At 44.9% G+C, this 23,345-nt stretch carries 29 protein-coding genes; 16 read left to right on the top strand and 13 right to left on the bottom strand.

Annotated features, from left to right (window positions below):
• Positions 1 to 684, top strand: a complete 684-nt coding sequence (locus ACIM339_RS07175; protein ID WP_015283949.1) for a TIGR00153 family protein — start codon at positions 1 to 3, stop codon at positions 682 to 684.
• 18 nt (positions 685 to 702) lie between these two features.
• Complete coding sequence (locus ACIM339_RS07170) at positions 703 to 1,608, top strand: DHH family phosphoesterase (protein WP_048103881.1); 906 nt, start codon at positions 703 to 705, stop codon at positions 1,606 to 1,608.
• Here the strand turns inward: ACIM339_RS07170 and ACIM339_RS07165 are convergent.
• From ACIM339_RS07165 to ACIM339_RS07145, 5 genes are all read right to left on the bottom strand, one after another.
• Positions 1,580 to 2,512, bottom strand: a complete 933-nt coding sequence (locus ACIM339_RS07165) for a TIGR00269 family protein (protein WP_015283947.1) — start codon at positions 2,510 to 2,512, stop codon at positions 1,580 to 1,582. The two genes, ACIM339_RS07170 and ACIM339_RS07165, sit on opposite strands and share 29 nt — an antisense overlap.
• A 56-nt stretch (positions 2,513 to 2,568) precedes the next feature.
• Positions 2,569 to 3,033 carry a hypothetical protein gene (locus ACIM339_RS07160; protein ID WP_083872030.1) on the bottom strand — a complete coding sequence of 155 codons (465 nt, stop codon included), beginning with the start codon at positions 3,031 to 3,033 and terminating at the stop codon, positions 2,569 to 2,571.
• A gap of 63 nt (positions 3,034 to 3,096) precedes the next feature.
• Positions 3,097 to 4,467 carry an MATE family efflux transporter gene (locus ACIM339_RS07155; RefSeq protein WP_015283945.1) on the bottom strand — a complete coding sequence of 457 codons (1,371 nt, stop codon included), beginning with the start codon at positions 4,465 to 4,467 and terminating at the stop codon, positions 3,097 to 3,099.
• Complete coding sequence (locus ACIM339_RS07150) at positions 4,460 to 4,915, bottom strand: PadR family transcriptional regulator (protein ID WP_048104142.1); 456 nt, start codon at positions 4,913 to 4,915, stop codon at positions 4,460 to 4,462. Before ACIM339_RS07150 ends, ACIM339_RS07155 begins: the two co-directional genes overlap by 8 nt.
• A gap of 46 nt (positions 4,916 to 4,961) precedes the next feature.
• The gene (locus ACIM339_RS07145; protein WP_015283943.1) at positions 4,962 to 5,651 is read right to left on the bottom strand and encodes an MBL fold metallo-hydrolase; all 690 of its coding nucleotides are present in this window, start codon (positions 5,649 to 5,651) and stop codon (positions 4,962 to 4,964) included.
• Positions 5,652 to 5,698: 47 nt separating this feature from the next.
• On the opposite strand from ACIM339_RS07145, the gene pyrF reads away from it, so the two are divergent.
• Positions 5,699 to 6,331 carry an orotidine-5'-phosphate decarboxylase gene (gene pyrF / locus ACIM339_RS07140; RefSeq protein WP_015283942.1) on the top strand — a complete coding sequence of 211 codons (633 nt, stop codon included), beginning with the start codon at positions 5,699 to 5,701 and terminating at the stop codon, positions 6,329 to 6,331.
• Here the strand turns inward: pyrF and ACIM339_RS08015 are convergent.
• From ACIM339_RS08015 to ftcD, 4 genes are read right to left on the bottom strand one after another with little or no spacing between them, the layout of a single operon-like run.
• Positions 6,318 to 6,479, bottom strand: a complete 162-nt coding sequence (locus ACIM339_RS08015; RefSeq protein ID WP_015283941.1) for a hypothetical protein — start codon at positions 6,477 to 6,479, stop codon at positions 6,318 to 6,320. The genes pyrF and ACIM339_RS08015 overlap by 14 nt on opposite strands.
• Entirely contained in the window at positions 6,460 to 7,110 is a 651-nt protein-coding gene (locus ACIM339_RS07135; RefSeq protein ID WP_015283940.1) for a V-type ATP synthase subunit D, read from the bottom strand. The genes ACIM339_RS08015 and ACIM339_RS07135 overlap by 20 nt, the downstream gene beginning before the upstream one ends.
• A gap of 38 nt (positions 7,111 to 7,148) precedes the next feature.
• On the bottom strand, positions 7,149 to 7,850 hold the full coding sequence (locus ACIM339_RS07130; protein WP_015283939.1) for an alanyl-tRNA editing protein: 702 nt from the start codon (positions 7,848 to 7,850) through the stop codon (positions 7,149 to 7,151).
• A 31-nt stretch (positions 7,851 to 7,881) separates the two neighbouring features.
• Positions 7,882 to 9,549, bottom strand: a complete 1,668-nt coding sequence (gene ftcD, locus ACIM339_RS07125; RefSeq protein ID WP_015283938.1) for a glutamate formimidoyltransferase — start codon at positions 9,547 to 9,549, stop codon at positions 7,882 to 7,884.
• Between the two features lie 68 nt (positions 9,550 to 9,617).
• On the opposite strand from ftcD, the gene ACIM339_RS07120 reads away from it, so the two are divergent.
• The 3 genes from ACIM339_RS07120 (at position 9,618) to thsB (ending at position 12,424) form a co-directional block, all read left to right on the top strand.
• Positions 9,618 to 10,295: a TraB/GumN family protein gene (locus ACIM339_RS07120; RefSeq protein ID WP_337954321.1), complete on the top strand. Its 678-nt coding sequence runs from the start codon at positions 9,618 to 9,620 to the stop codon at positions 10,293 to 10,295.
• 33 nt (positions 10,296 to 10,328) lie between these two features.
• Complete coding sequence (locus tag ACIM339_RS07115; protein ID WP_015283936.1) at positions 10,329 to 10,718, top strand: 23S rRNA (pseudouridine(1915)-N(3))-methyltransferase RlmH; 390 nt, start codon at positions 10,329 to 10,331, stop codon at positions 10,716 to 10,718.
• Positions 10,719 to 10,801: 83 nt separating this feature from the next.
• Positions 10,802 to 12,424: a thermosome subunit beta gene (gene thsB / locus ACIM339_RS07110; RefSeq protein WP_015283935.1), complete on the top strand. Its 1,623-nt coding sequence runs from the start codon at positions 10,802 to 10,804 to the stop codon at positions 12,422 to 12,424.
• On the opposite strand, the gene ACIM339_RS07105 is transcribed toward thsB, so the two are convergent.
• Positions 12,425 to 13,732: an HD domain-containing protein gene (locus ACIM339_RS07105; RefSeq protein WP_015283934.1), complete on the bottom strand. Its 1,308-nt coding sequence runs from the start codon at positions 13,730 to 13,732 to the stop codon at positions 12,425 to 12,427.
• Between the two features lie 122 nt (positions 13,733 to 13,854).
• On the opposite strand from ACIM339_RS07105, the gene ACIM339_RS07100 reads away from it, so the two are divergent.
• From ACIM339_RS07100 to pyrI, 10 genes are all read left to right on the top strand, one after another.
• Positions 13,855 to 14,616, top strand: a complete 762-nt coding sequence (locus ACIM339_RS07100; protein WP_015283933.1) for an ABC transporter ATP-binding protein — start codon at positions 13,855 to 13,857, stop codon at positions 14,614 to 14,616.
• 3 nt (positions 14,617 to 14,619) lie between these two features.
• Positions 14,620 to 16,095, top strand: a complete 1,476-nt coding sequence (locus ACIM339_RS07095) for a permease (protein WP_015283932.1) — start codon at positions 14,620 to 14,622, stop codon at positions 16,093 to 16,095.
• An 81-nt stretch (positions 16,096 to 16,176) separates the two neighbouring features.
• Complete coding sequence (locus tag ACIM339_RS07090; RefSeq protein WP_015283930.1) at positions 16,177 to 16,776, top strand: 50S ribosomal protein L15e; 600 nt, start codon at positions 16,177 to 16,179, stop codon at positions 16,774 to 16,776.
• 35 nt (positions 16,777 to 16,811) lie between these two features.
• The gene (locus ACIM339_RS07085) at positions 16,812 to 17,867 is read left to right on the top strand and encodes a polyprenyl synthetase family protein (protein WP_015283929.1); all 1,056 of its coding nucleotides are present in this window, start codon (positions 16,812 to 16,814) and stop codon (positions 17,865 to 17,867) included.
• A 33-nt stretch (positions 17,868 to 17,900) separates the two neighbouring features.
• A complete protein-coding gene (locus tag ACIM339_RS07080; protein ID WP_015283928.1) occupies positions 17,901 to 18,797 on the top strand; it encodes a DMT family transporter in 897 nt (298 codons plus the stop codon).
• 33 nt (positions 18,798 to 18,830) lie between these two features.
• Entirely contained in the window at positions 18,831 to 19,064 is a 234-nt protein-coding gene (locus ACIM339_RS07075; protein ID WP_015283927.1) for a KEOPS complex subunit Pcc1, read from the top strand.
• Entirely contained in the window at positions 19,057 to 19,422 is a 366-nt protein-coding gene (locus ACIM339_RS07070; RefSeq protein ID WP_015283926.1) for a prefoldin subunit beta, read from the top strand. Before ACIM339_RS07075 ends, ACIM339_RS07070 begins: the two co-directional genes overlap by 8 nt.
• A gap of 5 nt (positions 19,423 to 19,427) precedes the next feature.
• Complete coding sequence (locus ACIM339_RS07065; RefSeq protein WP_015283925.1) at positions 19,428 to 20,273, top strand: bifunctional oligoribonuclease/PAP phosphatase NrnA; 846 nt, start codon at positions 19,428 to 19,430, stop codon at positions 20,271 to 20,273.
• A 30-nt stretch (positions 20,274 to 20,303) separates the two neighbouring features.
• The gene (pyrB, locus tag ACIM339_RS07060) at positions 20,304 to 21,218 is read left to right on the top strand and encodes an aspartate carbamoyltransferase (protein WP_015283924.1); all 915 of its coding nucleotides are present in this window, start codon (positions 20,304 to 20,306) and stop codon (positions 21,216 to 21,218) included.
• Positions 21,218 to 21,682: an aspartate carbamoyltransferase regulatory subunit gene (gene pyrI / locus ACIM339_RS07055; protein ID WP_015283923.1), complete on the top strand. Its 465-nt coding sequence runs from the start codon at positions 21,218 to 21,220 to the stop codon at positions 21,680 to 21,682. The genes pyrB and pyrI overlap by 1 nt, the downstream gene beginning before the upstream one ends.
• Here pyrI and ACIM339_RS07050 read toward each other — a convergent pair.
• The 3 genes from ACIM339_RS07050 to ACIM339_RS07040 are packed head-to-tail and all read right to left on the bottom strand — an operon-like array spanning position 21,679 to position 23,304.
• Positions 21,679 to 22,338, bottom strand: coding sequence for a DUF120 domain-containing protein (locus tag ACIM339_RS07050; RefSeq protein WP_015283922.1), 660 nt, complete (start codon positions 22,336 to 22,338; stop codon positions 21,679 to 21,681). The genes pyrI and ACIM339_RS07050 overlap by 4 nt on opposite strands.
• Entirely contained in the window at positions 22,331 to 22,687 is a 357-nt protein-coding gene (locus tag ACIM339_RS07045) for a PIN domain-containing protein (RefSeq protein WP_015283921.1), read from the bottom strand. The genes ACIM339_RS07050 and ACIM339_RS07045 overlap by 8 nt, the downstream gene beginning before the upstream one ends.
• Positions 22,687 to 23,304 (bottom strand): translation initiation factor IF-2 subunit beta, encoded by a 618-nt coding sequence (locus tag ACIM339_RS07040; protein WP_015283920.1) that lies wholly within the window; start codon positions 23,302 to 23,304, stop codon positions 22,687 to 22,689. The genes ACIM339_RS07045 and ACIM339_RS07040 overlap by 1 nt, the downstream gene beginning before the upstream one ends.
• Positions 23,305 to 23,345 lie beyond the last annotated feature (41 nt).

Raw genomic sequence — 23,345 nt, 5'->3', positions numbered from 1 at the left:
ATGAGGTTCATAAGAACTCCAATAATCGAGACGTTGCGAAAATCTCCGTTTGAGGCGCTTATTGACCATGCTGATATAGTGGAGCAGAGTGCAAAATTGCTTCGGGTGGCATTTGATGATTATATGAAGGGAAATTACGATGATTTTGAAGAGAAAAGGAAGAAAATTGAAGAACTTGAGTTAAAGGCAGATTACATAAAGAGCAACATACGTAACCACCTTCCAAAGGGTGTATGGATGCCGGTTGACAGGGGAGTATTTCTCGCTCTTCTCACCGAAATGGATAAGGTTGTTGACCTAATTCAGGATGTTACAGAGTGGCTATCTATGAGGAAGAAACCCATACCTGAGGGATTGAAGGGTGATTTTGAAGCCCTATTTGAAAAATCCCTGGAGTCCATTCAAACTTGCAAGAAGGCAATAAATGCTCTGAATCTCGTGATAGAATCTTCTTTCCTTGAGAAGGAAAGGGAAAATGCGAAGAAAATAGTGCATGAACTTCACGGAATAGAGCATGAGAGTGATATAATTGAGAGAAAATTGACCCGTGAGATATTTGCAAGGGAGGACAGCATATCAGCGGCAGCTCTTTTTCATCTTACAAAACTCGTGTTTTTGCTGGGAGACATAGCCAACCATGCGGAGAATGCGGGGGACAGGATTCGCGCTCTTATAGCTAGATAATTTCAAAATGGTGTTGGAATGATAACAGTGATGACACATATGGACGCGGATGGTGTGATCTCCCTGTCTCTATTTTTGAAGAAGATAGGTGGTGCCAGGGTCCGTGCCTATTTCACATCTCCTGTGCAGTTAAGGGATACCATATGCAGGTCGGTCAGTGGAAAAAAGGTGTTGGGAGAGCTCTATGTATTTGATATGGCAGGAGAGCATCGCGCAATCTACGCTGCAGCAATATACGATAGGGTTGTGTGGATAGATCATCATGAATGGAAACCCGAGATAGAATTGCATCATGTTAAGATTCACATAGATAGCAAAGCCAAGAGTGCGGCCCAGGTTGTTTCTGAATTTTTTGGAATATCCTCTCCCCTCGTGGAAATCGCCAATCAGATAGATACAAATGCAGTTGAGGATGAAATGGCAGAGCGTGTAAGGACAACCATTGGGGCCCTGAGATGGAAGTATTCTGGGAGAGAATTGAATCAGAAACTGTACAAACTTGCTGAGGAACTCATGAAGGAGGATTTCTCAGTGCTTGAACAGTACAACGAGATTGTAAAAAATTATGAAGAATGGCTGAAAGACCTGAAAAATAGGGTTGATAGGGATATAAAAATATTCATTGTGAAAAATTTGAAGGTGGCGGTCTTTGAAACGCTTGAACCTGTGCCGGTTTATGTGATAAGTAACATGCTTGCAGATTCCGATAAAGGGCCATTTGATATGCTTATTGTTTTGATTCACAGGGTTGGAAGGTACCATCCGGCCACAAAAATGGAGTTCAGGACTCATACTGATGTGGATGTGCTTAAAATTGCAAAGTTCTACGGAGGCGGAGGACATAGGAAGGCCAGCGGTGCCACTGTGGAAGATATAGTTACCGTACCAGAGTTGCTCAATGCCATTGAACTTCTTTACTCATAGTTTCGTATCTCATTTTCAATTCACATGCCTTGCATATCTCTCCTGTGGTGGGTTCTCCACATATCTTGCATGGGTGAAGTTTGGCTCTGTACTTCTCTTCAATGTACGGCTTTATCTCGTCAAAGAAGTTCAAAATGGAGAATTTCACTGCGGGATCTCTACTCTCCAATTTATCTAAAAATTCCCTGTAAAGGTCTCTGATGGCAAGAGGGGCGTATGGGCATCTTCCAGGATGATAGGGTATGTCTGCAAGTTTCACGTACAATCTCACTTCCTCCTCTCTAACCTTTCTCAGGGGAATGATACGGGGTATGAATCCCTCTCTTATTTTTTTATGGGGTGCCAACCTGCTCAATCTGGCGTTATCGCCTCTGGTTATGTTCATGATTATGGATTGGGCCACATCGTCAAGGTTCAATCCCAGTACAAGGTAGTTTGCTCCTATTTCCCTGGCGTACATGTTGAGCACCTTTCTTCGAAAGACTCCACAGTATGTGCATGGTTTCAGTTCCTTATCAACCTGGACAACATCATCGGTTGTTATGCCTATGTACTCCTTGAATGAGATCGTGCTGTGCTCTATTTCAAGGTCATTGGCGTATTTTTTTGCTATCTTTGCGCATTCTCTTCTGAAATCTCCTATACCCTCATCGACAGTCACGGCAAGGAGCTCCAGATCCCTCCAATTTCCAAATATTTTGTGCATCTGGTAGAGAGTGAGCATGCTATCCTTCCCGCCAGATACCGCGATGAGTATCCTATCATCCTTTTTAAAATGGGCCTGCTCCCTTATTTCCCTCTTGACCTTTCTATCTATGAACTGTAAGAAATGATCTTTGCACAGGTGAGTTCCGGCATATCTTATCTCAGTTATGGCGTCCTTATTGCATTTGCTGCATTTCATAGAATCCTCAAAGGGATGCAATTATTAAAAGGTTTAACGAAAAATGGAAGATATTTTTATTGTTTTCTGTTCCTTTCCTCCTCACGTTTCTTCTGCATTTCATCCATCATTTTCTGCTGCTTCTCTCCGCCTTTCTTGAACCACTCCTTAACGTTCGGCGTGAAAAGATACACAAGAATCACTATGGATATTATTGTTCCAATGGGAACGTTGAACAGTCCAATTATGGCAAATACTATGGCCCAGATCCATGCACTGGGCATACCCTTTTTGAGTCCTGCGGCGATTCCGAAGTATATGCTCGCAATTATTATTGATCCTATCCAGCAGCATATTGTGTTTGCGAAGAGATGGCCCAGAGGAACGTGTCCATAGTACTCCTGCAGATAGCCTGCCAGTAAAAAGGCGTAGAATACTGGATAAATAAGCCAGAATATGCCTTCAACGATGTAAAGAATGGATAGAACATTCAGTCCCATTGGGGTTTCACCCATATCCTCCACACCATTCCGGTCCTTCATTTCAACACCTGCCCAAAATGAAGGGGGAGTGTATATAAATAGTTTTGCCATGGTCTTCCGAATTTATTTCATCCTTGTGCGTCTAAGTTTGTTTATCACGGAGTTCCCCCAGAGAAGCGCAATGGTGGAGGCTGTTATGTTTGCAACCACTATACCTGCCCAGATGCCGGGAAGGCCATATCCAAGCACTATTCCAAATAGATATGCCAGAGATATCTGCATTACTATGGCTCTAAGTACTGTAAGTGCAAGAGAATAGGTTCCCTTACCTATGCCCCGGAACATGCTTGATGTCAGCATGCCAGAAGCCACAGACGGAAAGTAAAACACTATGTAGCGAAGGAATTCTATTATCCCAGGTGCGAGATATGCTGAACTTTCAGAGTAGGCGAAAAGATACGTGAGCTGAGGAGCAAATATCCAAATTATAGACCCGGTTAATATGCCTATCAACGTCCCTATTTTTATTGCATAAAAGTATCCAATTTTGAGGTTCCTCGGGTTTTTAGCTCCAAATGCAGCTCCGGACACCGAGGTTACGGCGGCAGCTATGCCCATCATGGGTACTATGGCCAGCATCACCACCCTCCAACCTCCGGAAAATACGGCCATGCCATAATCTCCGCCTGCCATTATCACGATGGTGTTTAGGAAAATCATTGTTAGGGACATGGAAATCTGAGCCAATGAGGATGGTAATCCAACTCCCAGAATTTCTTTCATAATTCCCCAGTCCCTGTGAAAGTATCTGAGTTTGAGCTGCACGTAGGTATCCCTTTTCACAAGGAGCCAGTACATTATTACGGTGGCAGATACGGCAATAGATATGACCGTGGCCACGGCAGCCCCAACAACTCCCATTCCCAGACCAAATATGAAAATTGGATCAAGAACCATGTTGAGTAATGAACTGATGAGCATGACATACATTGCCCTTTTTGTATCTCCCTCTCCCCTGAGTATTGAGTTTCCTAGACTTGAGAGAAAGGTTAATGGTGCAGCCAGAATTATTACAGTACCGTATGATGTGGCAAGGGATGCCACTCTGGAACTTGCACCCATAGCTAAGAAAATTCGGTAGAGAAAAGGTATCATGGAATATCCAACAGCAACGCCGATTACCGTGCCCATGAGAAGTGTGTGCTCAGCAACATTTCCCGCTCTGCTTCTGTTTTTTGCCCCTATGGCCCGTGATATGGCGGATGAGCCACCAACTCCTATTCCCATGGCCAGGGCTGAGAGAATCATCATGAAGGGCATGAAAAGTCCCACTGCGGCAAGGGAATCTGCTCCCACTCCTGAGACCCATATTCCGTCAACAAAATTGTACAGGGTCTGAACCATGCCACCAATCATTATTGGGATAGAGAGTTTGATTATGGCCCTCTTGGGATCTCCGAGTAGAAGGGCAACATTTCGGTTTGCTTTATTCATCGATCTCACCGGTTAAATCCTCAAGTTTATGCCTGAAATCTTTGAGAATATCCTCAACCCTTTTTATTTCTTCTGGAGTGAGTTCATGCATAACCCTTATTATCTTTCCCACGGCCTCAAGTGCCTCCTTGCCCCCGATCCTGTAGAACTCTCCAAGATTTTTTAACATCCTCTGTGCCTTTTCAAGGTCAGAGCCATGGTCTTTGAGATAGTCCATTCCTCTTTCAGTTATTGTATAAATTTTCTTCTCTCTTCTTCCCTCTCCACAGACCCTTATCATACCTTTTTTCCTGAGATTTGAGAGGGTTGTGTAAATTATTCCGGAGCCTGGCTTGTCTATACCGTATATTTTTTCGATTTTTTCTGCTATTCCGTATCCGTGAAGTTTCTCGTTCTTCAATATGTCCAGTATGATCAGCTTTATGCCCTTCTTCTGAGGAGGTTCCATTATATCACCTGATATGTTATATGATATGTCAATATACATATTGTATTTAATCGTTTCCCATGAAAAAATAGCTTCCTGTGTGGACATCAATGTATTTATCCGGATATTTTTCCTCCACGTATCTTCTGGCCCAATCCCCGCTGCAATGTGCTGGTGCAATGTACCTTACAAATCTTGATAGCCTGTCCAGTGTGGCCCTTGAAGGGTTGTGAAATCCTCCAATCACGAGATATATGTTCTCTCCTGTAAATTCCTCAATCCTTTTTGCAAGTTTGTCCACCCCAGGATGGCTGCAACCCACAAAAACGACAACCCCTTTGGAATCCAGTTTTACGCCCAAAGCCTGCTCACCCATGCTCCCCATTGGCCCAGATGAGTAAACGTCATCGCAGATTTTCATAGGCTCTTTCACAGGTTTCGGCTCCAGTCCCCAATCCCTAAGAAATGGAGGTGCAGAATTTGGCACATATATTTTCAGGCCCGGAACTGCTTTTCCAATGTAGGAGAATCCACCGTAGTGGTCTAAGTGATAGTGGCTCAAGAATGCGAAATTCAGGTCTTTCAAATTTTTTCTCAGGGTTTTGAAATTATGCTCTATCACGTCGGGTCTTGTGTCTGCATCAAATATTATTTGCCATGATTCGGATTCCAAGAGCACACTCCAGCCCCAGTCATTTTTCAGCCCAGGTCCTGCCCTATTATCGTTGATAACTGTGATTTTCAACCATCTGACCATGCGGGAGATATTGCAAAATATTTTAATATGCTTTTACATGGACCTCCATGGCCGGTTTGATTCTAGCCCTTGATGTGACGGACAGAGATGCTGCCATGAAAATTGCCTATGAGACGAAGGAATATCTTCACGCAATCAAGGTTGGCTGGCCACTCATAATGGCCGCCGGGATGGAAATTGTGGATCTCCTGTCTCAAATTGCACCTGTCATATGCGATTTTAAGGTAGCAGATATCCCAAACACGACAAAACTCATAGTTTCTCAAGCGAAGAAGCATGGTGCCACAGGCATAATAGTGCACGGTTTTGTGGGCCGTGATTCTTTGAAGGCTGCCGTGGATGAGGCTGGAAAAATGAAGGTCTATGTTGTTGCGGAGATGTCCCATCCGGGAGCTCTTGATTTTATGCAGAAGCATGCCGATGAGATTGTGAAGATGGCTAGAGATGTGGGTGCTGCAGGGCTTATTGCCCCTGCAACCAGACCTGAAAGAATAAGGGAGATTCGTGTACTCGCAGGGAATATGGAGATTCTTTCCCCTGGAGTGGGTGCCCAGGGCGGAAGGGCCAGAGAGACCATTGAGGCAGGTGCAAACCATGTAATCGTTGGAAGAAGCATATACAATGCCCAGAATCCAAAAGAGGCTGCCAGAGCAATATACGAAGAAATCAAACTTTTATAATCCCAGCTACAATGAGAATAAATAAAATCAAACCCAGGGCTATGAGCACGGTGCTGACCACCTGAGCGTATAGAACAAACTTGTAAAACTTTATTCTCTCCTCAACATCCTTGCCTTCAACCCACTGTTTAGGAAGAGGTCCGAGCATTTTCCTTCGCCGCTAAGATGGATTTTATTCTCTTTCTCCGGAAGAAATCCTCACGCTCACGCTCATCAAGTACCAGTTCTATGTACTTTTCCGTTGCCTCAAATCTCGGTATGAATATGTGCTCAAGGGCATTGACTCGTCTCTTTGTTTTCTCTATTTCTATTGCCAGGTTCTCCAGGGCACCCTCAATCTCTGCAAGTTTCACCAGATCCTTCAGAAGGTCTCGGAACTTAAAGGCAGCCTCATCAAGTTTGGCGGAAGTGTGCAAAAATCCGTAATCTAGTGTTTTTTCCACATCTCTTATTTCCATCTGTGGGGTCAGAACTCCCATGATGTTGAGTGTAGTGGCCTCAATCTCACCGTAGTTCTTAACCTGCCGGGCAACATCTGCAACCGCGGAATCACCCATCACCATTTCCGCCTCAATGAGCGTATCAAATGCCTCTTTCACCTTTTTATCAACCTTGTGGCGCAGTTCCTCTCTGAGATCTATTATCTGGAAAAACTGGGAGATAAGGGCATCCCTCTTCTCGCTCAGCAATTTGTGCCCGTTTTTTGCAAGTTGCTTTTTCTTTCGAATTTCCAGCAGTTGCATTCTTGTGGGCTTTACACCCTCAATTATATCAGCCATTGCACCTGCATGATGTTGATTATAATTATTTTTTCCCTTCACTTTAGGGTGATGTAAATTCTCTTGTTCTTCCTTCCCTTGCTCTCATACTTCTGCAGTTCTATTTTTCCTATTTCTTTAAGGTTTTTTACATGCGTGCCCCCATCAGCCTGTATGTCAAAACCCACAATCTCCACAACCCTTATCTTCTCGTATTTTTTGTATAATTCTGGGTTTACCCTCATCAGCTCAGGTCTGTTCATGAACTCTTCCTTGCTTATGTAGTACCATCTTACGGGCAGGCCTCTCTCCACAACCCTGTTGCTCTCCTTTATGATCTCTTCTGCAAGTTCTCTACTCATGTTCTCGAAGGACAGATCCAGCCTGGCTCTTGCCTCGTATAGCTGATTTCCCGTTATATGCACTTTAAATTGCCTGAATGCCACTCCGGACACAACGTGAACAGCGGTATGGGTGCGCATAATTCTGTATCTTCGCTCCCAGTCTATGATTCCATGTACCCTCTCCCCTACTTTTGGCTTCTCTCCATCAATTATGTGCAGCGCATCCTCCCTGCGCATGCCCTTAACCTCGTACTCTATCCCATCAACCATAAGTTTTCCCGTATCAAAGGGCTGTCCACCACCTCCGAGATAAAAGGCGGTTCTGTCAAGGTACACTCCATTCTCATTCGCACCTATGACCTTCGCATCAAATTCTTTGAGGTAGGAGTCCTCCAGATATAGAAGTTCTGTGTTCATAAAAAAGAGAAGGTGGTTCTTGGTTTAAATTTTATGCCCTGAGTTTCTCTTCCACCTTATCCAGGATTGCATCCTTTTCCTCCTGCACGTTAATCAGTAATCTCTCAGCCCTCTCGCCAATCTCATTCACGTAGTTCTCATCCGTTATGCCAGCAAGGTTTATGATCACGTTTAGATAGGCTGCGTGGGCTGCTGTGTAGGCGCTCAAGGCCGCAACTCCCGCATCGCTTATTGCATTTACATTGCCCTTTTCGGCAAGTTCGTGTGCCAATTTAAGAATCTCTCCACTGAGTTCAAGGGTGCGCATCGGAACCTCTATGGCCCTCTTTGTTGCCTCCTGAATGTGCTCATCCCTGATTTTTCTCTCCTCATCGGTCTTCTTTGGCATTTTGAATGCGGCCATCAGGGCATCAAAGGCCTCGGTGTCTCTGTCCACAAGGACTATGAATTCATCTTTGAGTTTTTGGGCGGTATTTGCTATCCTTCCCATATCGTCCCACACATCCTTGTACTTTTTCTTCCCGTATGTCAGGTTGGCCACCATGGAGGCCAGAGATGCACCCAGAGCCCCGTTCAAGGCGGCTACGCTACCTCCTCCCGGTGCGGGAGAATCCCGTGAAAGTTCATCCATAAAATCTCTGATTTTCATGTCTACCAGTTTCCTCCTTGCCTCTAGTTTTTCAATCTTGTACTCTATTATTTTCTCTGTTGGGTCAAAGGGTGCAACATCGTTTAGTCCCAGGGATAAAATTGCGTAATGCACGATATCCCTTTCAGGTATGCCGGTGCTCTTCCCCTGCTTTTCAAGGAAATGTCTGCCCACATCAAGCATAGCCTCAAGGGGTACAAGACCCACTATCTCACTTCCAGTGACTCTCAATCCAAGATTTCTGGCCTCCTCCTCGCAGGTTTCAAATACCTTCCACAGGGGCGTTTCATGGAAATTTGTGAGGTTTATGGATATCTGTGCCCTCTGGTACTCATCAATGAACCATCCTATGGCCTTCACGTACTTCAACTTCCCGGGTATTTGAACCCTTGTGCCATCCTCCATCTTTTTCCTGTAACCACGCTCCCTTATTATTTTGGCAATCCTGTTTGCCAGTTTCTTGTCCTTTGTGTTTAGGTTCACATTATACGCTATGAGAAAATCCCTTGCCCCTATGACCGTTGCACCCGTTTTGGCAATATGCTCGTTCCACTCATCAGGTCCGAAATCCGGTTTCCATCGCTCATCCTTCAACTTCTCAGGTAAAGCCTCATATTCCCCAGCGCGTATGTCTGCAAGGTTACGGCGGTAATCCTCCCTTGCTGCGTACTCATAAAGGTAAACGGGTATACCAAGTTCCTCTCCAACCCTCTTTCCAACTTCCTCCGCAAGGTGAACGCAATCCTCCATGGTAACGCCCTTCACCGGCACGAAGGGACACACGTCGGTAGCACCCATTCTTGGATGTGCTCCATGGTGCACCCTCATATCTATGAGTTCTCCCGCCTTTTTTATGGCCCTGAATGCTGCCTCCTTCACACCTTCAGGTGTGCCCACGAAGGTTACCACCGTTCGATTTGTTGCCTCACCCGGGTCAACATCAAGAACGTAAACGTTTTCCACCTCTTTTATAGAGTTAACGATCTCTTCAATCACCTTCATATTACGTCCTTCGCTAAAGTTCGGAACGCATTCTACAATCTTCTCCATATGATCACCATCGGGTAATTGAAATGCGGTATTATATGATTTTGGGAAAGGTAAAATATCATAGTGTCATGGATGTTTTCGTGATAATCCTGGTTGGAGTGGCCCATGTACTGGACCTGCGTGTGCAGATTGAGAGAATCATAATGGAAGAGAACCCGGATATTGTTGCGGTTGAACTTGACTATGGCAGATACATTGCCCTGAACTCAAAAACCCAGGGCGAGATGCCCTACTTCTACCGCAAGATGGCAGAGATGCAGAAGAATCTCGCCGAACTCTTTGGCAACGAGGTCGGAACTGAGATGCTCACTGCCGTCAATACGGCCAATGTGCTGGGAAAGAGGGTGGAATTCATAGATATGGATTCCCAGATGATTGTACGGGCCATAAAGAAAAATATGGGTTTATGGGAAAAAATCAGACTCTACGGCTCTCTCGTTTTTGCTCCCTTTATTGGGAAGAAGGTTGGCAGGGCTGAGGTGGAAAAGATAATTGAAGAGGAGGACAGGTACATTGAGGAAATAAGGAAAAAGTATCCCGGACTTTCAAGGGCCCTGTTTGATGAGAGAGAGGCCTACATGGCCAGAAACTTGGAAAAATTGGATGCTGATGATTTGAAGATTCTTGCCTTTGTGGGAGATGGGCATTTGAAGGGTCTAAGTAGGAGGTTGCCGGATGCAAGGGTGATAAAACTTGCAGATATGCTTGGACACACCGTCAGCTTTTCCTACAGGATCTCAGGTTGAAAACTTATAAGTATTGTGATACGTTGCATCAATATGCTCCCTGTGAAAATTGAAGTCCTGAACCTTGGGAAAATTGGAAGGGAATATAGAGGGGTTATTGAGGAGTACGAAAAAAGGTTGAGCAGTATGGCACATATCAGATTTGGGCACTCCTCAAATTTACCATCTGAAGCAATACTTCTCGATCCAGAGGGTGAGGAGATGAACAGTGAAGAGTTCTACCATTTTTTATCTCGCAGGGCTAGAGAGGGAGAAAAAATATTATTCGCTGTTGGTCCTCCTGAGGGTTTCAGTGATAAGGGAAATCATATGCTGCTTTCACTCTCAAAATTGACCTTCAGGCACGAACTGGCCTATTTGATTCTTCTTGAGCAGATCTACAGGGCCCTCCTGCGAATGAAGGGAACGAGGTACGAGAAATGAAAAATGCAGGAAGGTACTTCATTTCCACTTTTAGAAATCTTTATATAGAAGAAATTTTTTACAGCCATCGGAGGTGAGGAACCATGATGGCAGGTCAGCCAATTCTCATACTTAAGGAAGGAACAAGAAGGGAAACAGGAAGGGAGGCAATGCGCAACAACATAGCGGCTGCAAGAGCCATAGCAGATGCTGTTCGCAGTACGCTTGGTCCCAGGGGAATGGATAAGATGCTCGTTGATAGCCTTGGGGATGTTGTCATAACCAATGATGGTGTTACGATTCTCAAGGAAATTGATGTGGAGCATCCGGCAGCTAAGATGATGGTTGAAGTTGCAAAGACCCAGGATAGTGAGGTTGGAGATGGCACCACAACTGCAGTGGTTCTTGCAGGTGAGTTGCTTAAGAACGCCGAGGGACTTTTGGAGCAGAACGTGCATCCCACGGTTATAGCGGCAGGATACAGGCATGCCGCTGAGAAGGCAAAGGAGATCCTTGAGGAAATAGCAAAGCCCATAAGTATGGATGATGAGGAGACTTTGAAGAAAATTGCAGCCACTGCTCTGAGCAGCAAGAGTGCCAGCATGGCCAAGGACCTGTTGAGCGATATAGCTGTGAAGGCAGTTAAGAAGGTTGCAGAGGAAGTGGATGGGAGAATTTACGTTGATATGGATTCAATTCAGATCGTTAAGAAGCAGGGAGGGGCCATAGATGATACTGAACTCATAGAGGGAATGATCATAGATAAGGAGAAGGTCCATCCCGGGATGCCCTCCAGGGTTAAGGATGCAAAGATAGCCCTCATAAATATGGCACTTGAAGTGAAAAAGCCTGAGATAGATGCAAATATACAGATCAAGGATCCAGCAATGGTTCGCGCCTTCCTTGATGAGGAGGAGAAGATACTGAAGGGCATGGTTGAAAAGATTAAGGCTAGTGGAGCCAATGTTGTGCTATGTCAGAAGGGTATCGATGATATGGCCCAGCACTTCCTTGCAAAGGAGGGAATATACGCGGTGCGCCGCGTGAAGAAGAGTGATATGGAGAAGTTGAGCAAGGCAACAGGCGCGAAGATAGTGACCAGTCTTGATGATCTCACCTCTGAGGAACTAGGCCATGCAGAGCTGGTTGAGCAGCGCAAGATTGGCGAGGATAATATGACCTTCATTATCGGATGCGAGAATCCAAAGGCTGTGAGCATTCTTGTGCGTGGAGGAACCGAGCATGTTGTGGATGAGATTGAGCGCAGCCTTAAAGACGCCCTGCACGTTGTTGCCAAGGCCGTTGAGGATGGAAAGATTGTCACGGGAGGCGGCTCAAGTGCTGTTGAGATAGCCCTGAAACTCAGGGACTATGCTGCCAGCGTTGGTGGCCGTGAGCAGCTTGCAATAGAGGCATTTGCCGATGCTCTGGAGGTTATTCCCCGCACCCTTGCAGAGAATGCTGGACATGACCCAATCGATATGCTAATAGAACTTCGCAAGGCCCACAAGGATGGTAAGGTTACCTACGGCATAAATGTCTACGAGGGCAAAGTGGCAGATATGATGGATCTTGGAGTTATAGAACCCATACGCGTCGGAAAGCAGGCCATAGACAGCGCAACCGATGCTGCAATAATGATTCTGCGCATAGATGATGTCATAGCCGCCAAGGGTGAGACAAAGAAGGGTGGAAACGAGGGCCCCTCCGGAAGCGAGGAGGATTAATCAGGAAAAAATAACCCTCTCTGCCACTTTTTTAACCTTTTCCCTGTGCTCTTTGGGTGTTATGACCATTATCGCCCAGTCCTGAACCTTTCTGCTCTGGAGTGCCTTTGCCAGTGGTGAGAACTTTGATAGGGGGTACACATGCCCGTTTTCAACAACTTTCACATTTGTTTTTGTGAGTCTGGGCTCCGAGAGTATCACGTTCCTGCTGGGTATGTCAATGAGCACGTATCTCTCATCTACCCCTGCCATTTCTGCTATTTCCCTCTCAACCTTTCTACGCTCCTTCAAATCGCAGAGTTTGAGAAGAACGTCCTTGTAATCCTCTCCGTAGGCATTTTCCAGTTCCTCAAAGTTTCTAACCATCACCTTTTTGAAAAGACGTCTGTATTTGAGTCGCAGGGCAATTTCCTGTGGATAACCTCCCTGATTGAGGAGTAGAGAAATTAGTTCTGAATCGTTGTAGCGATATATTTCTATCCAGTTTTCCATCTCAATCTCTTCAACGGCACGGGAGAGCATGAGCTCTCCTATGCGGTTCGTTTTATGGAAATATACGGCCGAATACATAAGGGCACGGGCAACAAGCATACCCTCCAGGGCGGGCACACCCTTCTTATCGATCATCAGCTCTCCATTTTTTATCTTCAATGTGTGCAGTATGCGTGGGAAATCTATGGCTCCATGGGCCACTCCTGTGTAATGGGCATCTCTCAAGAGGTAATCAATTTGATCAGCATCCAAGCTTCCACTTATCATATTCACCATATAATTTTTCTCGTTGCCAAAGAACCCCCTGTGTCCGTCAAAATTGTCAAGTGAAATCTCTTCTGTCTGGCCCAGTATCATCTTTTCAATTTGCTTTATATCGAGTCCGTAATCGTTCAATATTTCGTGTACGCGCTCCCTGTCCTCAATTTCAAGTCCCTCCAGAAGGTCTATTTTTCCCTCTATAATCTTTGTTGTTATCTCCATATGATCCATCTTCGTTTTTTCATAAAGGAGGTACTCAAGGGTGTGGGAGAATGGAGAGTGGCCGAGATCATGGAGCATACCCGCCGCCTTTAGGGTTTCTATCTCCTCCCTTGAAAGATTGAGAACCTCCCCCATCCTTCCTGCCACATAGCCCACGCCTATTGAATGCTCCAATCTTGTGTGATTTGCTCCAGGAAACACCAGATAGCCTAGGCCAAGTTGTTTTATTCCGCTCAATCTCTGCATTTCGGGCGTTTCAAGAAGCCTCAATGTGACATTCTCAAATTTTATGCTTCCGTGGATAGCATCGTGTATTATCTTGAAATCTTCCATAAAAGGGAAAATCGTTTATGCTTTAATAAATCTTGCCCATAAAATTAATTACTCCATCTTGTATCTCCAACTATGGAAGATTCATATGTGGGTGGATATCATACCACTCTGGGGGTGAAGCCTTGATAATAGTGGAGAATCTTGTGAAGAGGTACGGTAACAAGATGGTGATTGATGGATTGAGTTTCAGGGTGGAAGATGGTGAGATTTACGGATTACTAGGACCCAACGGAAGCGGGAAGAGCACCACCTTGAAGATTCTTGCAGGGGTGCTACCTCCAACCTCTGGCAAAGTGCTCGTTGAGGGCATAGATGTGAGCAAGAATAATTTGAAAATAAAGGAAATTTCTGGATTTGTTCCAGAGACACCGGCACTTTATGAGAGCCTGACACCAGCAGAACTATTCACTCTCATAGGCAGCATAAGGAAAATAGATGAGGATATACTGCAAAGGAGAGTTGCGAGTTTTGTTGAGGCCTTTGATATTGGGAAGTACATGAACCAGTTCATAGGCACACTCAGTTTTGGAACAAAACAGAAAATATCCATAATTTCCGCACTTTTGCATGATCCTGAGGTCATAATCATGGATGAATCCATGAATGGTCTAGACCCAAAGAGTGCAAGAATTCTTCGTGAACTGCTTCTGAAATTTAAGAGTGATGGGAGGAGCATTGTATTTTCCACCCATGTACTTCCCCTGGCAGAGGTGCTGTGCGATAGAATAGGCCTAATTTATCAGGGAAACATAGTCGCCGAGGGTACAATGGATGAGCTGCGTGAGAAGGCTCAGGAGGAGAACCTTGAGGACATATTTTTGAAGTTAACCGAAAGCAAGGAGGAAATGCTCTCTGTGATCAATGCCCTTCAGGAGGTTCTGTGAGTTATGAACCTTGTATTTATGCTCTACAGGGAAATTCACTATCGCATTGTTCAGAGGAATCCCATACTTGCCAACAATCCCGCAAGGTACAGGCAGGCTCTGAAAAATGCACTTAGCGTAAAGCGTGGACTTGGAATTCAATTTGCCAATTACTTTTTCCTCGGACTATTTGGGGCCATGGGAATTGCATTTACCACCGATAGGGCTCTTATTTCCACATTCTCCGTATTTCTTTCCGTTATACCCTTTGTTTTTGCCCTGTACATCACATCCATTCAGGGCTCAAATGTTGTGTATATGGGAGTATTTGAACCGTTGAAGATTCTGCCCGTAAAGATGGGCTCAAGGCTTCTAAGCGCCTACCTTCTACTTGAGGTATCGCCCTCCTTTGCCATAGTTATACCAACCGCGGGCATCATAATTTGGAAATATCCCCTTGCAGGAATCCTCTCTCTGTTTTGGTTCATGGTGGGCATATTTATGGGCCATGTCTTCGGGTTGATAATTCTCACATTCTTCGGCCTGAAGGTCAGGCAGAGCGCCGGAAGGAAGGAGATGATAGCAAATATAATTCGGGCAATATTCTTTTTTCTTTTTATTGGAATGTTCTACGCCTTCGTTTATATGCAGAATTATGTCAGGCAGCATGCTGGAGAGTGGGCAGGGGTGATAGGCAAATATTCTTTGATTTACCCATTCTCAGTGGGCACAATTTTCAATCCTATTTACTCTGCAGCTCTCCTTGCCATATACGGGGCCATTCTCCTAATTCTCTATTATGCTCTTCTTGGGAGCGTATGGAAAAGGATAATGGAACCAAATGTGATATCTGGCTCTGTGGAAAAAAGGGAGTACAGGGTTGTGAGAATTGGCACTGTGCATGCACTTCTCCTCAAGGATTTCAAGCTCCTGATAAGAAGAACCGCCCTTTTGGCAGGATTCCTGATAATAGTTTACATAGTTTTTCCACAGCTCTTCATCGCTCTAAGTACGGGAAGATTTCCAGTTGATGTGGCTGTGCCCCTCCTGTTCACCGTTGGAGTTCTGGCGGCTACCGGCGTTGATGCGGTTTTGAAAATTGATGTTAATTCCCTCGATTTCCTCAGAACCCTACCTCTCAGAAAGAGAGATTTCCTCATGTCCAAGATCATTGCCATGTGCATAGTGCCATGGGCCCTTGGATTCGTTATGCTCTTCCTGGCAATTTACTACAATGGTGTAGGTGCTTTAATTCTCCTCCCCTATCCAATAATGCTTCCATTCATTTCTTCCTCAGTATCCATGCTCTACTATTTCCACTACAGGGGAGAGGATATAGGCATTCCAGATTTGAGATGGGGAGATATGCTTCTGCTTCTTCTCCTCATATCCCTTGCAGTTGCCCCAGCTGCCATACTTGTGATCTTCCACATGTACATCCTCAGCGAAGTTATTTTGCTCTTGGAGTCCCTTCTCTTCATCTATTTCCTGCGTAAATGAACGAAGATTATATATACAAAACTCCCATTCCGCTTTCAAAGGGAGATGTCTCGCAGGAGGAATCCCAAGGAGGAATGAAGAATGTATCAACTTCCGAAAAGAAGAGCCGTTAATATGTATGGATATGTGAAAAACGCCTGGAAGGAGCATAAGAAAACATACATTCGTGATATTCAGTGGCAGAGGATGGTTCAGTGGAGAAGAGAGGGGGCAATTGTTCGTGTTGATAGACCAACGCGCATAGATCGGGCCAGAGAACTGGGTTACAGGGCCAAGCAGGGATTCATAGTTGTGCGAGTTCGTGTGCGTCGTGGAAATCTTCAAAGACGCAGAATAAAGGCAGGAAGAAGACCAAAGAGAAGGGGTATAAACCGCATACCCATGCGCAAAAGTACCCAGAGAATAGGAGAGGAAAGGGTTGCTAGGAAATACCCCAACATGGAGGTGCTGAATTCCTATTATGTGGGTGAGGATGGAAAGCACCATTATTACGAGGTCATTCTTGTTGACACCCATCATCCTGCCATATGCAATGATCCAAAGATCGGATGGATATGCAGCAAGAAGCACAAGGGTCGTGCATTTAGAGGACTCACAAGTGCGGGTAAGAAGGGCAGAGGATTGAGAAACAAGGGCATGGGTGCGGAGAAGGTAAGGCCTTCAAGAAGGGCAAATCTATAAAAACCTTGTTTTTATTTCTCTTTCTGGTGTTGCTTATGGATCCAAAGGAACTTATGGGGTATTATAAACTGAAGGTTGAAGAGCACCTTACCGAATTTTTCCGGGAAAAGGAGGGAGACCTGGAGCACTGGAGTTCTCGTGAAGCCTGCGAAATTCTCCGGGAGTACACCCTTCGTGGAGGAAAAAGGATACGTGCAATTCTTATGATCGTTGGATATAAGATGATGGGTGGCGAGATGGAGGAGGATATAATAAGGGCATCCACCGCCCTTGAATTGATCCAGAGTTATTTGCTAATTCACGACGACATAATGGATGAAAGTGATCTGCGCAGAGGTAAGGATACTGTTCATAAAATATACGAGAAGAAGCATCTCAAAAACGGGTTTGCAGGCAGACCTGTCAAGTTTGGGGAGAGCATGGCCATAATCCTCGGTGATCTGGCAGATGCCTACGCAATGGAGATTTTATCAGATTCAAAATTCCCTGCCGAGTTAAAGGTAAAGGCGATTTATAAACTCAACGAGATCATAGAGTACACAGGCTACGGACAGATAATCGATATTTACTCCGCTGTGATGGACGAGTTCAGGGAGGAAGATCTACTCCTTCTCCATAAATACAAGACGGCGAGATACACCATTGAAGGGCCCCTTGCTTTGGGTATGATTCTTGCAGGTGCTGAGCCAGATGGTATTGAGAAATTTGCCATACCTGTGGGTGTGGCCTTTCAATTACAGGATGATATTCTGGGGCTATTTGGCAACGAGGAAGAACTTGGAAAGCCCGTCACCAGCGATCTCGCAGAAGGAAAGAAAACATTGCTCATAATAAAGGCCTTGGAGAGTGGAAGCAGCGAGGATAGAAAGATAATAATGGGTGCATTGGGAAATCCTGCGGTTACCTATGAACAGCTTGAGAAGGTGAGGGATGTTGTTAGGAATACGGGATCCCTCGATTATTCCAGAAATCTTGCAGAAAGCCTTGTTAAAGAGGCAAAAAATGCTCTTATGAGCATGGAAGTGAAGGATGAGAGCATGCGTGAGTTCCTTCTCTGGCTCGCGGACTATATGATAAAGAGAAGATATTAAACCCTTTTATACTTCATTTTCATCTCCATGCAAATGTTGGCCTTGCTCGGAGAGTTGGCAGCACTTTCGGCAGCATTTACCTGGTCCGTATCTTCAACAATATTCACCACTGTTGGAAAGAGAATAGGACCTCTGAATTTGAATGCCCTGAGAATAGCTATAAGTGCATCTCTATTTTTATTTTTTCACTTCTTGCTTTATGGAACACCTTTTCCTCAGGTAAACTCGCTGCAAATTCTAGTGCTCTCCCTGAGCGGAATAATAGGTCTGGCGGTGGGGGACCTTGCGTATTTTGGAGCACTTATTGAGATAGGTCCAAGAAGGGCTATCCTCGTATCCTCCATGGCACCAATATTTTCCCTCATAGGTGGTTTTCTCATGTTGGGAGAAATGCCCTCTTACTTCGCACTTCTGGGCATTTTTCTGGTTCTCGCAGGAATATGGATTGTTATAATTGAAAAAAGGGAGAAAAGTATGCCCAAGAATGTGAAATTGGGGGTTTTGTTGGGTACAATAGCAGCCCTGGGGCAGGGAACAGGGGTGGTTTTATCAAAGTACGGTATGCTATTTTCCGGAGCCTCCTTGGATCCCCTGTCCACCACGGTTATAAGGGTTTTGGCGGCCCTGCCTGTAATATGGCTCACGGTGGCAATATGGAAAAGGCCTGCATATATGGCAAGGGCCTTCCGGGATAGGTACTCTTTAAAATTGGTATTCATTGGCTCTTTGATAGGACCCTTCATAGGGCTCTGGCTATCAATGATATCAATCCGATATGCTGATGTGGGAATTGCATCAACCCTGATGTCCATGACACCCATTATGGTCATTCCAGTTGTTTACTTTGCCCATGGGGAGAGGGTTAATTTCAGAGGAATTCTTGGGGCTATGATCTCTGTGGTTGGAGTTGCACTCATCTTCCTTTTCTGAGAGAATTAATATATACAAAAAGAATATTCACTTGTGCACTACGAGGCCCAAATCCTATTTGAAGATACGGGCGAGATATACGAGGCGCTGAGGGTAGAGGCTGTAAGGGAGATACCGCGAACTAGGGTTGAAATAAAGCATAGGGAAAACGAGGTTGAACTTCGGATATTTGCGGATGATGCCCATGCCCTCAGGGCAGCGTTGAACTCCTATTTGAGATGGATTGGGCTTGCAAAGGATGTTATGGAGGTGATTGAAAATGGTTGAACTTAACTTAACTCCCCATCTGCAGCAGAAACTTGAGCAGGCTCAAAAACTGCAGGGTGAGTTGGAAGTGATAGTGGCCCAGAGGTACCAACTTGAGGTATCTCTAAAGGAAGTTGAAAAGAGTCTTGAGGAACTTGAAAAGGTTGAGGAGGGTACGCCCATATACAAGCATGTGGGCAGCATCCTCGTCCGCGCAAAGAGCAAGGAAGAAGTGAAAAAAGAACTTGAGGAAAAGAGGGAAATGCTCGAACTCAGGATCAAGGCCGTGCAGAGACAGCAGGAACTACTGCAGAAGAAGTACGAAGAGATACAGAGGGAGTTTGCCGCGGCCTACGGAGGCGGAGCGGTATCAGGCTAATATTGATGCACAAAAATGCAGATCTTGACGCCCTTTCCTCTGCCTATTATTTGAGTGAGGTTCTTGGAGATAGTGTGATAGTATCGGATGGTCTTGACAAGTTTGCCAAGAATGCAGCCCAGGTTCTGGATATACCTGTAAAGGATAATGTGGATGGATATTATGAGAAGATCATAACTGTGGATACTGCCAGCAGGGAGCAACTGGGAAAATTTGGGGATATGAGAATTGATGCTGTGTACGATCATCACGAAAGCAACAATATTGAGGCACGAGAAAGATATGTGAATGCCGGGTATCCATCATGTGCAGAGATGGTTTACGATATACACAGGATCATGCCAAGCAGAAAGGCTGCAATGCTTCTTATTGCAGGAATTATAAGTGATACCGTCTGGTTCCGACACGCCAATGCAAGAACCATGCAAATTGTAGGTGAATTGATGGGTGAGTACGGGATAAATATGAAGGATCTGATAAATCTTGTTGAACTTCCAATTAATTTTGGTGAGAAAATCTCGGTTTTGAAGGGTTTTCAGCGTCTTATTTACAGGAGTGTTGGGGATAAAATTGCAATAGCCACCAGGGTGAGTGCCAATGAGAGCACTGTGGCAATGGCCCTACTCACCTATGCAGACGTTGTTCTTGTGGCATCATCCAGGAAGAACATGGTTCGAATAATAGGAAGGAGCAGAGAACTAAATCTTCTTGAAATTTTTGCTCAGATCTCTGAAGATTTCTCCTGTTCCTATGGAGGGCATAGAAAAGCCGCGGGAATGAGTTGCATGGGTGATGCAGAAGCGATTTTAAAAGCATCTCTGAAACTTGCCTCAGAGCGTCTTAAAGGGTAATTTTAAATACATCCCACCCATATAGTATTGATGTTCAAGGGTAGAGATATCGTCTCGATAAAGGAACTCTCCAGGGAGGATATGGAGAGAATTTTTGAGGTTGCCAGAGAGATGGTGCCCATTGCAAGGGGGGAGAGAAATAGTGATCTTCTTCAGGGGAAGATTCTTGCCACGTTGTTCTTTGAGCCGTCTACCCGAACAAGATTGTCCTTTGAATCGGCCATGCATCGGCTTGGAGGGTCCGTTATAGGATTCAGCAATCCCTCTGCCACATCCATATCCAAGGGAGAGACCTTAGCGGATACTGTGCGGGTAATGGATTCCTACAGTGATGTTATTGTGATCAGACATCCTTATGAGGGCTCGGCCAGACTTGCGGCGGAATTTGCAGAGAATCCAGTTATAAATGCAGGTGATGGAGCTGGGCAGCATCCGACCCAGACGCTACTGGACCTTTTTACAATGTATCAGGAATTTGGAGATATACGGGGATTAAAGATAGCGCTCATAGGGGATTTGAAATACGGGAGAACTGTCCATTCCCTAGCCTATGCGTTGAGCAAATTGGGTGCTGATATTTATCTCGTATCACCAGAACTTCTGAAAATGCCCAGGCACATAATAAGGGAACTGCAAAAGAAACCTGTGGAGACGGATAAAATAGAGGATGTGATGGAGGAAATTGATGTATTTTACGTCACCCGAATTCAGAAAGAGCGTTTTCCAGATCCCACGGAATACAAGAGGGTTGCAGGTTCCTATTCCATTACGGCAGAATTGCTTAAGAGGGCGAAAAAAGAATCAATAGTTATGCATCCACTCCCACGTGTCAATGAAATTGCTCCCGATGTTGATTCCACTCCCCATGCCAGATATTTTCAGCAGGCGTTTAATGGTGTACCCGTTAGAATGGCCCTACTGGCCCTCGTTCTGGGGGTGGTATAATGGAAGAGCAAACCTTGAAGGTTCAGAAAATAAAGAATGGAATAGTCATAGACCACATTCTCTGTGGTATGGCCTTGAAGGTCCTGAAAATACTTAACATAAAGGGAGATATTGGCTCAACTGTGAGTATGGTAATGCACGTAAAGAGCAGGATGGGTTGTAAGGACGTTGTGAAAATTGAGGACAGGCTTCTGGAAGAGAAGGAAATCGATAAGATTGCACTCATAACCCCGACTGCCACGGTGAATGTGATTGAGAATTACAAGGTTGTGAAAAAGCACAAAGTAGAACTGCCCGATGAGATAAGGGGAATTGTAAGGTGCATGAATCCTAGGTGCATAACAAATCAAAACGAGCCCATAGTTCCAGAGTTTAAGGTTGTTTCCAAGGATCCGGTTATCCTAAAGTGCAAGTACTGCGAGAGGGAAATGACGGGAGAGGACATCATTGAAAACATAATTTAGGGGAAAATTATGAGGTCCACTATTGATCCGTCCTCAAGTTTTAACTCCTCTCTTAAATTTTTATCTGAGATTACCTCTATTATATCGCTGTAATGGCTCCTTTCTGGGATTATTACGGCTGCATCTTTGCCGTTTATTGTGCAGAGAAATGCCTTCACATTTCCAAATGTGCGTCCCTCGGATACAAAGCCCTTTATGAGTATTCCAGGGATTGTATGGAGCATCTCCACCTTCTCCATATCTCTGGCATAAACCCGAACATTGAGGGTTCCGGGATAGGGCTCAAAAAACAATTTTTCCTTTATCTGGTTGAAATATCCATCCTTCATTATGTAGTACTTTCCTTCGCCCAATCCGCTCACAACCTCGCCTGTGATCTCTATGTTTTTGGCAATTTCGAACAGCCGACGGTAATCCATGGCCTCTCTTTTCAGCATATCAACTCCCTTCTTGGTGAGTTTGATCCAAATCCTCTTTCCGAATTTTCTAACCTCAACAAGATCCTCATCTCTGAGCTCTCTGATTCTACGAGATGCACTCTGCTGGCTTATTCCAAGAGTCTCTCCGAATCTCTTTGTGGATATCTCAATGAAATTCTCTATAGCGCCCTCAAGGGCAAGGTTTTTGAGTGCGTGTAGCAGATTTGGGTTAATCATTCAGCATCACCAGATGGTTTTGACTCACATACAGCACGGGTATTTTTTCCTTTTTCAGTTTTTTAATTAATTCTTGATCGTTGGTGATAACGTGGGCATTCAATTTTTTTGCGGCTTCTATCACGCCCGAATCACCTGGAGATTGCACATCCACCGCTCTGTATTTTTGGGCCAGTTTAAGTGCTGCTCTTGCCTCCCATCGTCTGCTTGACAGTTTCCTCAACTCTCCTAGAACGCAGGAAGGAACGTATATGTCTGGATGGCCTAAGTTCCTTTGTATCTCCATATCTATGTTAATACGGTACTCAAATGGAGCCATCAGAGCATTTGTATCGAGCACCACTTTCATCAGGATGCTATCCTCCCGAATGCCACATCCTTCTTTATTTTCTCAATTTTTACCTTTACCTTCTCTCCCTTTCTGGCCCCGGGGACATAAATTGTGTACTCTCCATATCTGGCTATCCCATCTCCATCCCTGCTCAGATCCGTTATTTCCAGATCGTAGATCTTTCCCTCTTCAAGTTTTGCGGTGGCCATCCTGACTGCAACCTTTCCATGCACGGGTCTTATGGCACCGCAGGCCTTGCAAACAAGTATCTCTACGCGTCCCTCCTTCCTGAGTTCGGTATCTGGAGAGCCGCATTCGTAGCATATCACGTAGGTTTTTATGTAACTGTCAATCCTGTTCTGGATTAGCGAGTGTGAAACTCTACCCTTTAGAACAAGCCTGTCTCCCTGAATATTTCCGGCGGTACCCAGTTCCCTCATAAGGTACTTGTACACATGCATGGGATCACGATCTATTTTTTTCACAATATCCATAAAATTCCTTATTATCGTGTTCTTTCCCTCGTAAATCACATCAACTTTAGGAACCTCAAACCTATCACGGGATGTGACATCCTCGGGAAGAGCCTCACGAACGCGATGAAGTAAGGATTCGTAATCGTACATATCTGTCATATTTTCACCTCACGGCCCCAATGAATTTTTATTTAAAAAAC

Origin of the sequence: Aciduliprofundum sp. MAR08-339, from assembly GCF_000327505.1 — an archaeon.
Classification (GTDB): Archaea; Thermoplasmatota; Thermoplasmata; order Thermoplasmatales; family Aciduliprofundaceae; genus Aciduliprofundum.
Note: the sequence above shows the minus strand (reverse complement) of the source record. Positions and strands in the feature narration are given on the sequence as shown.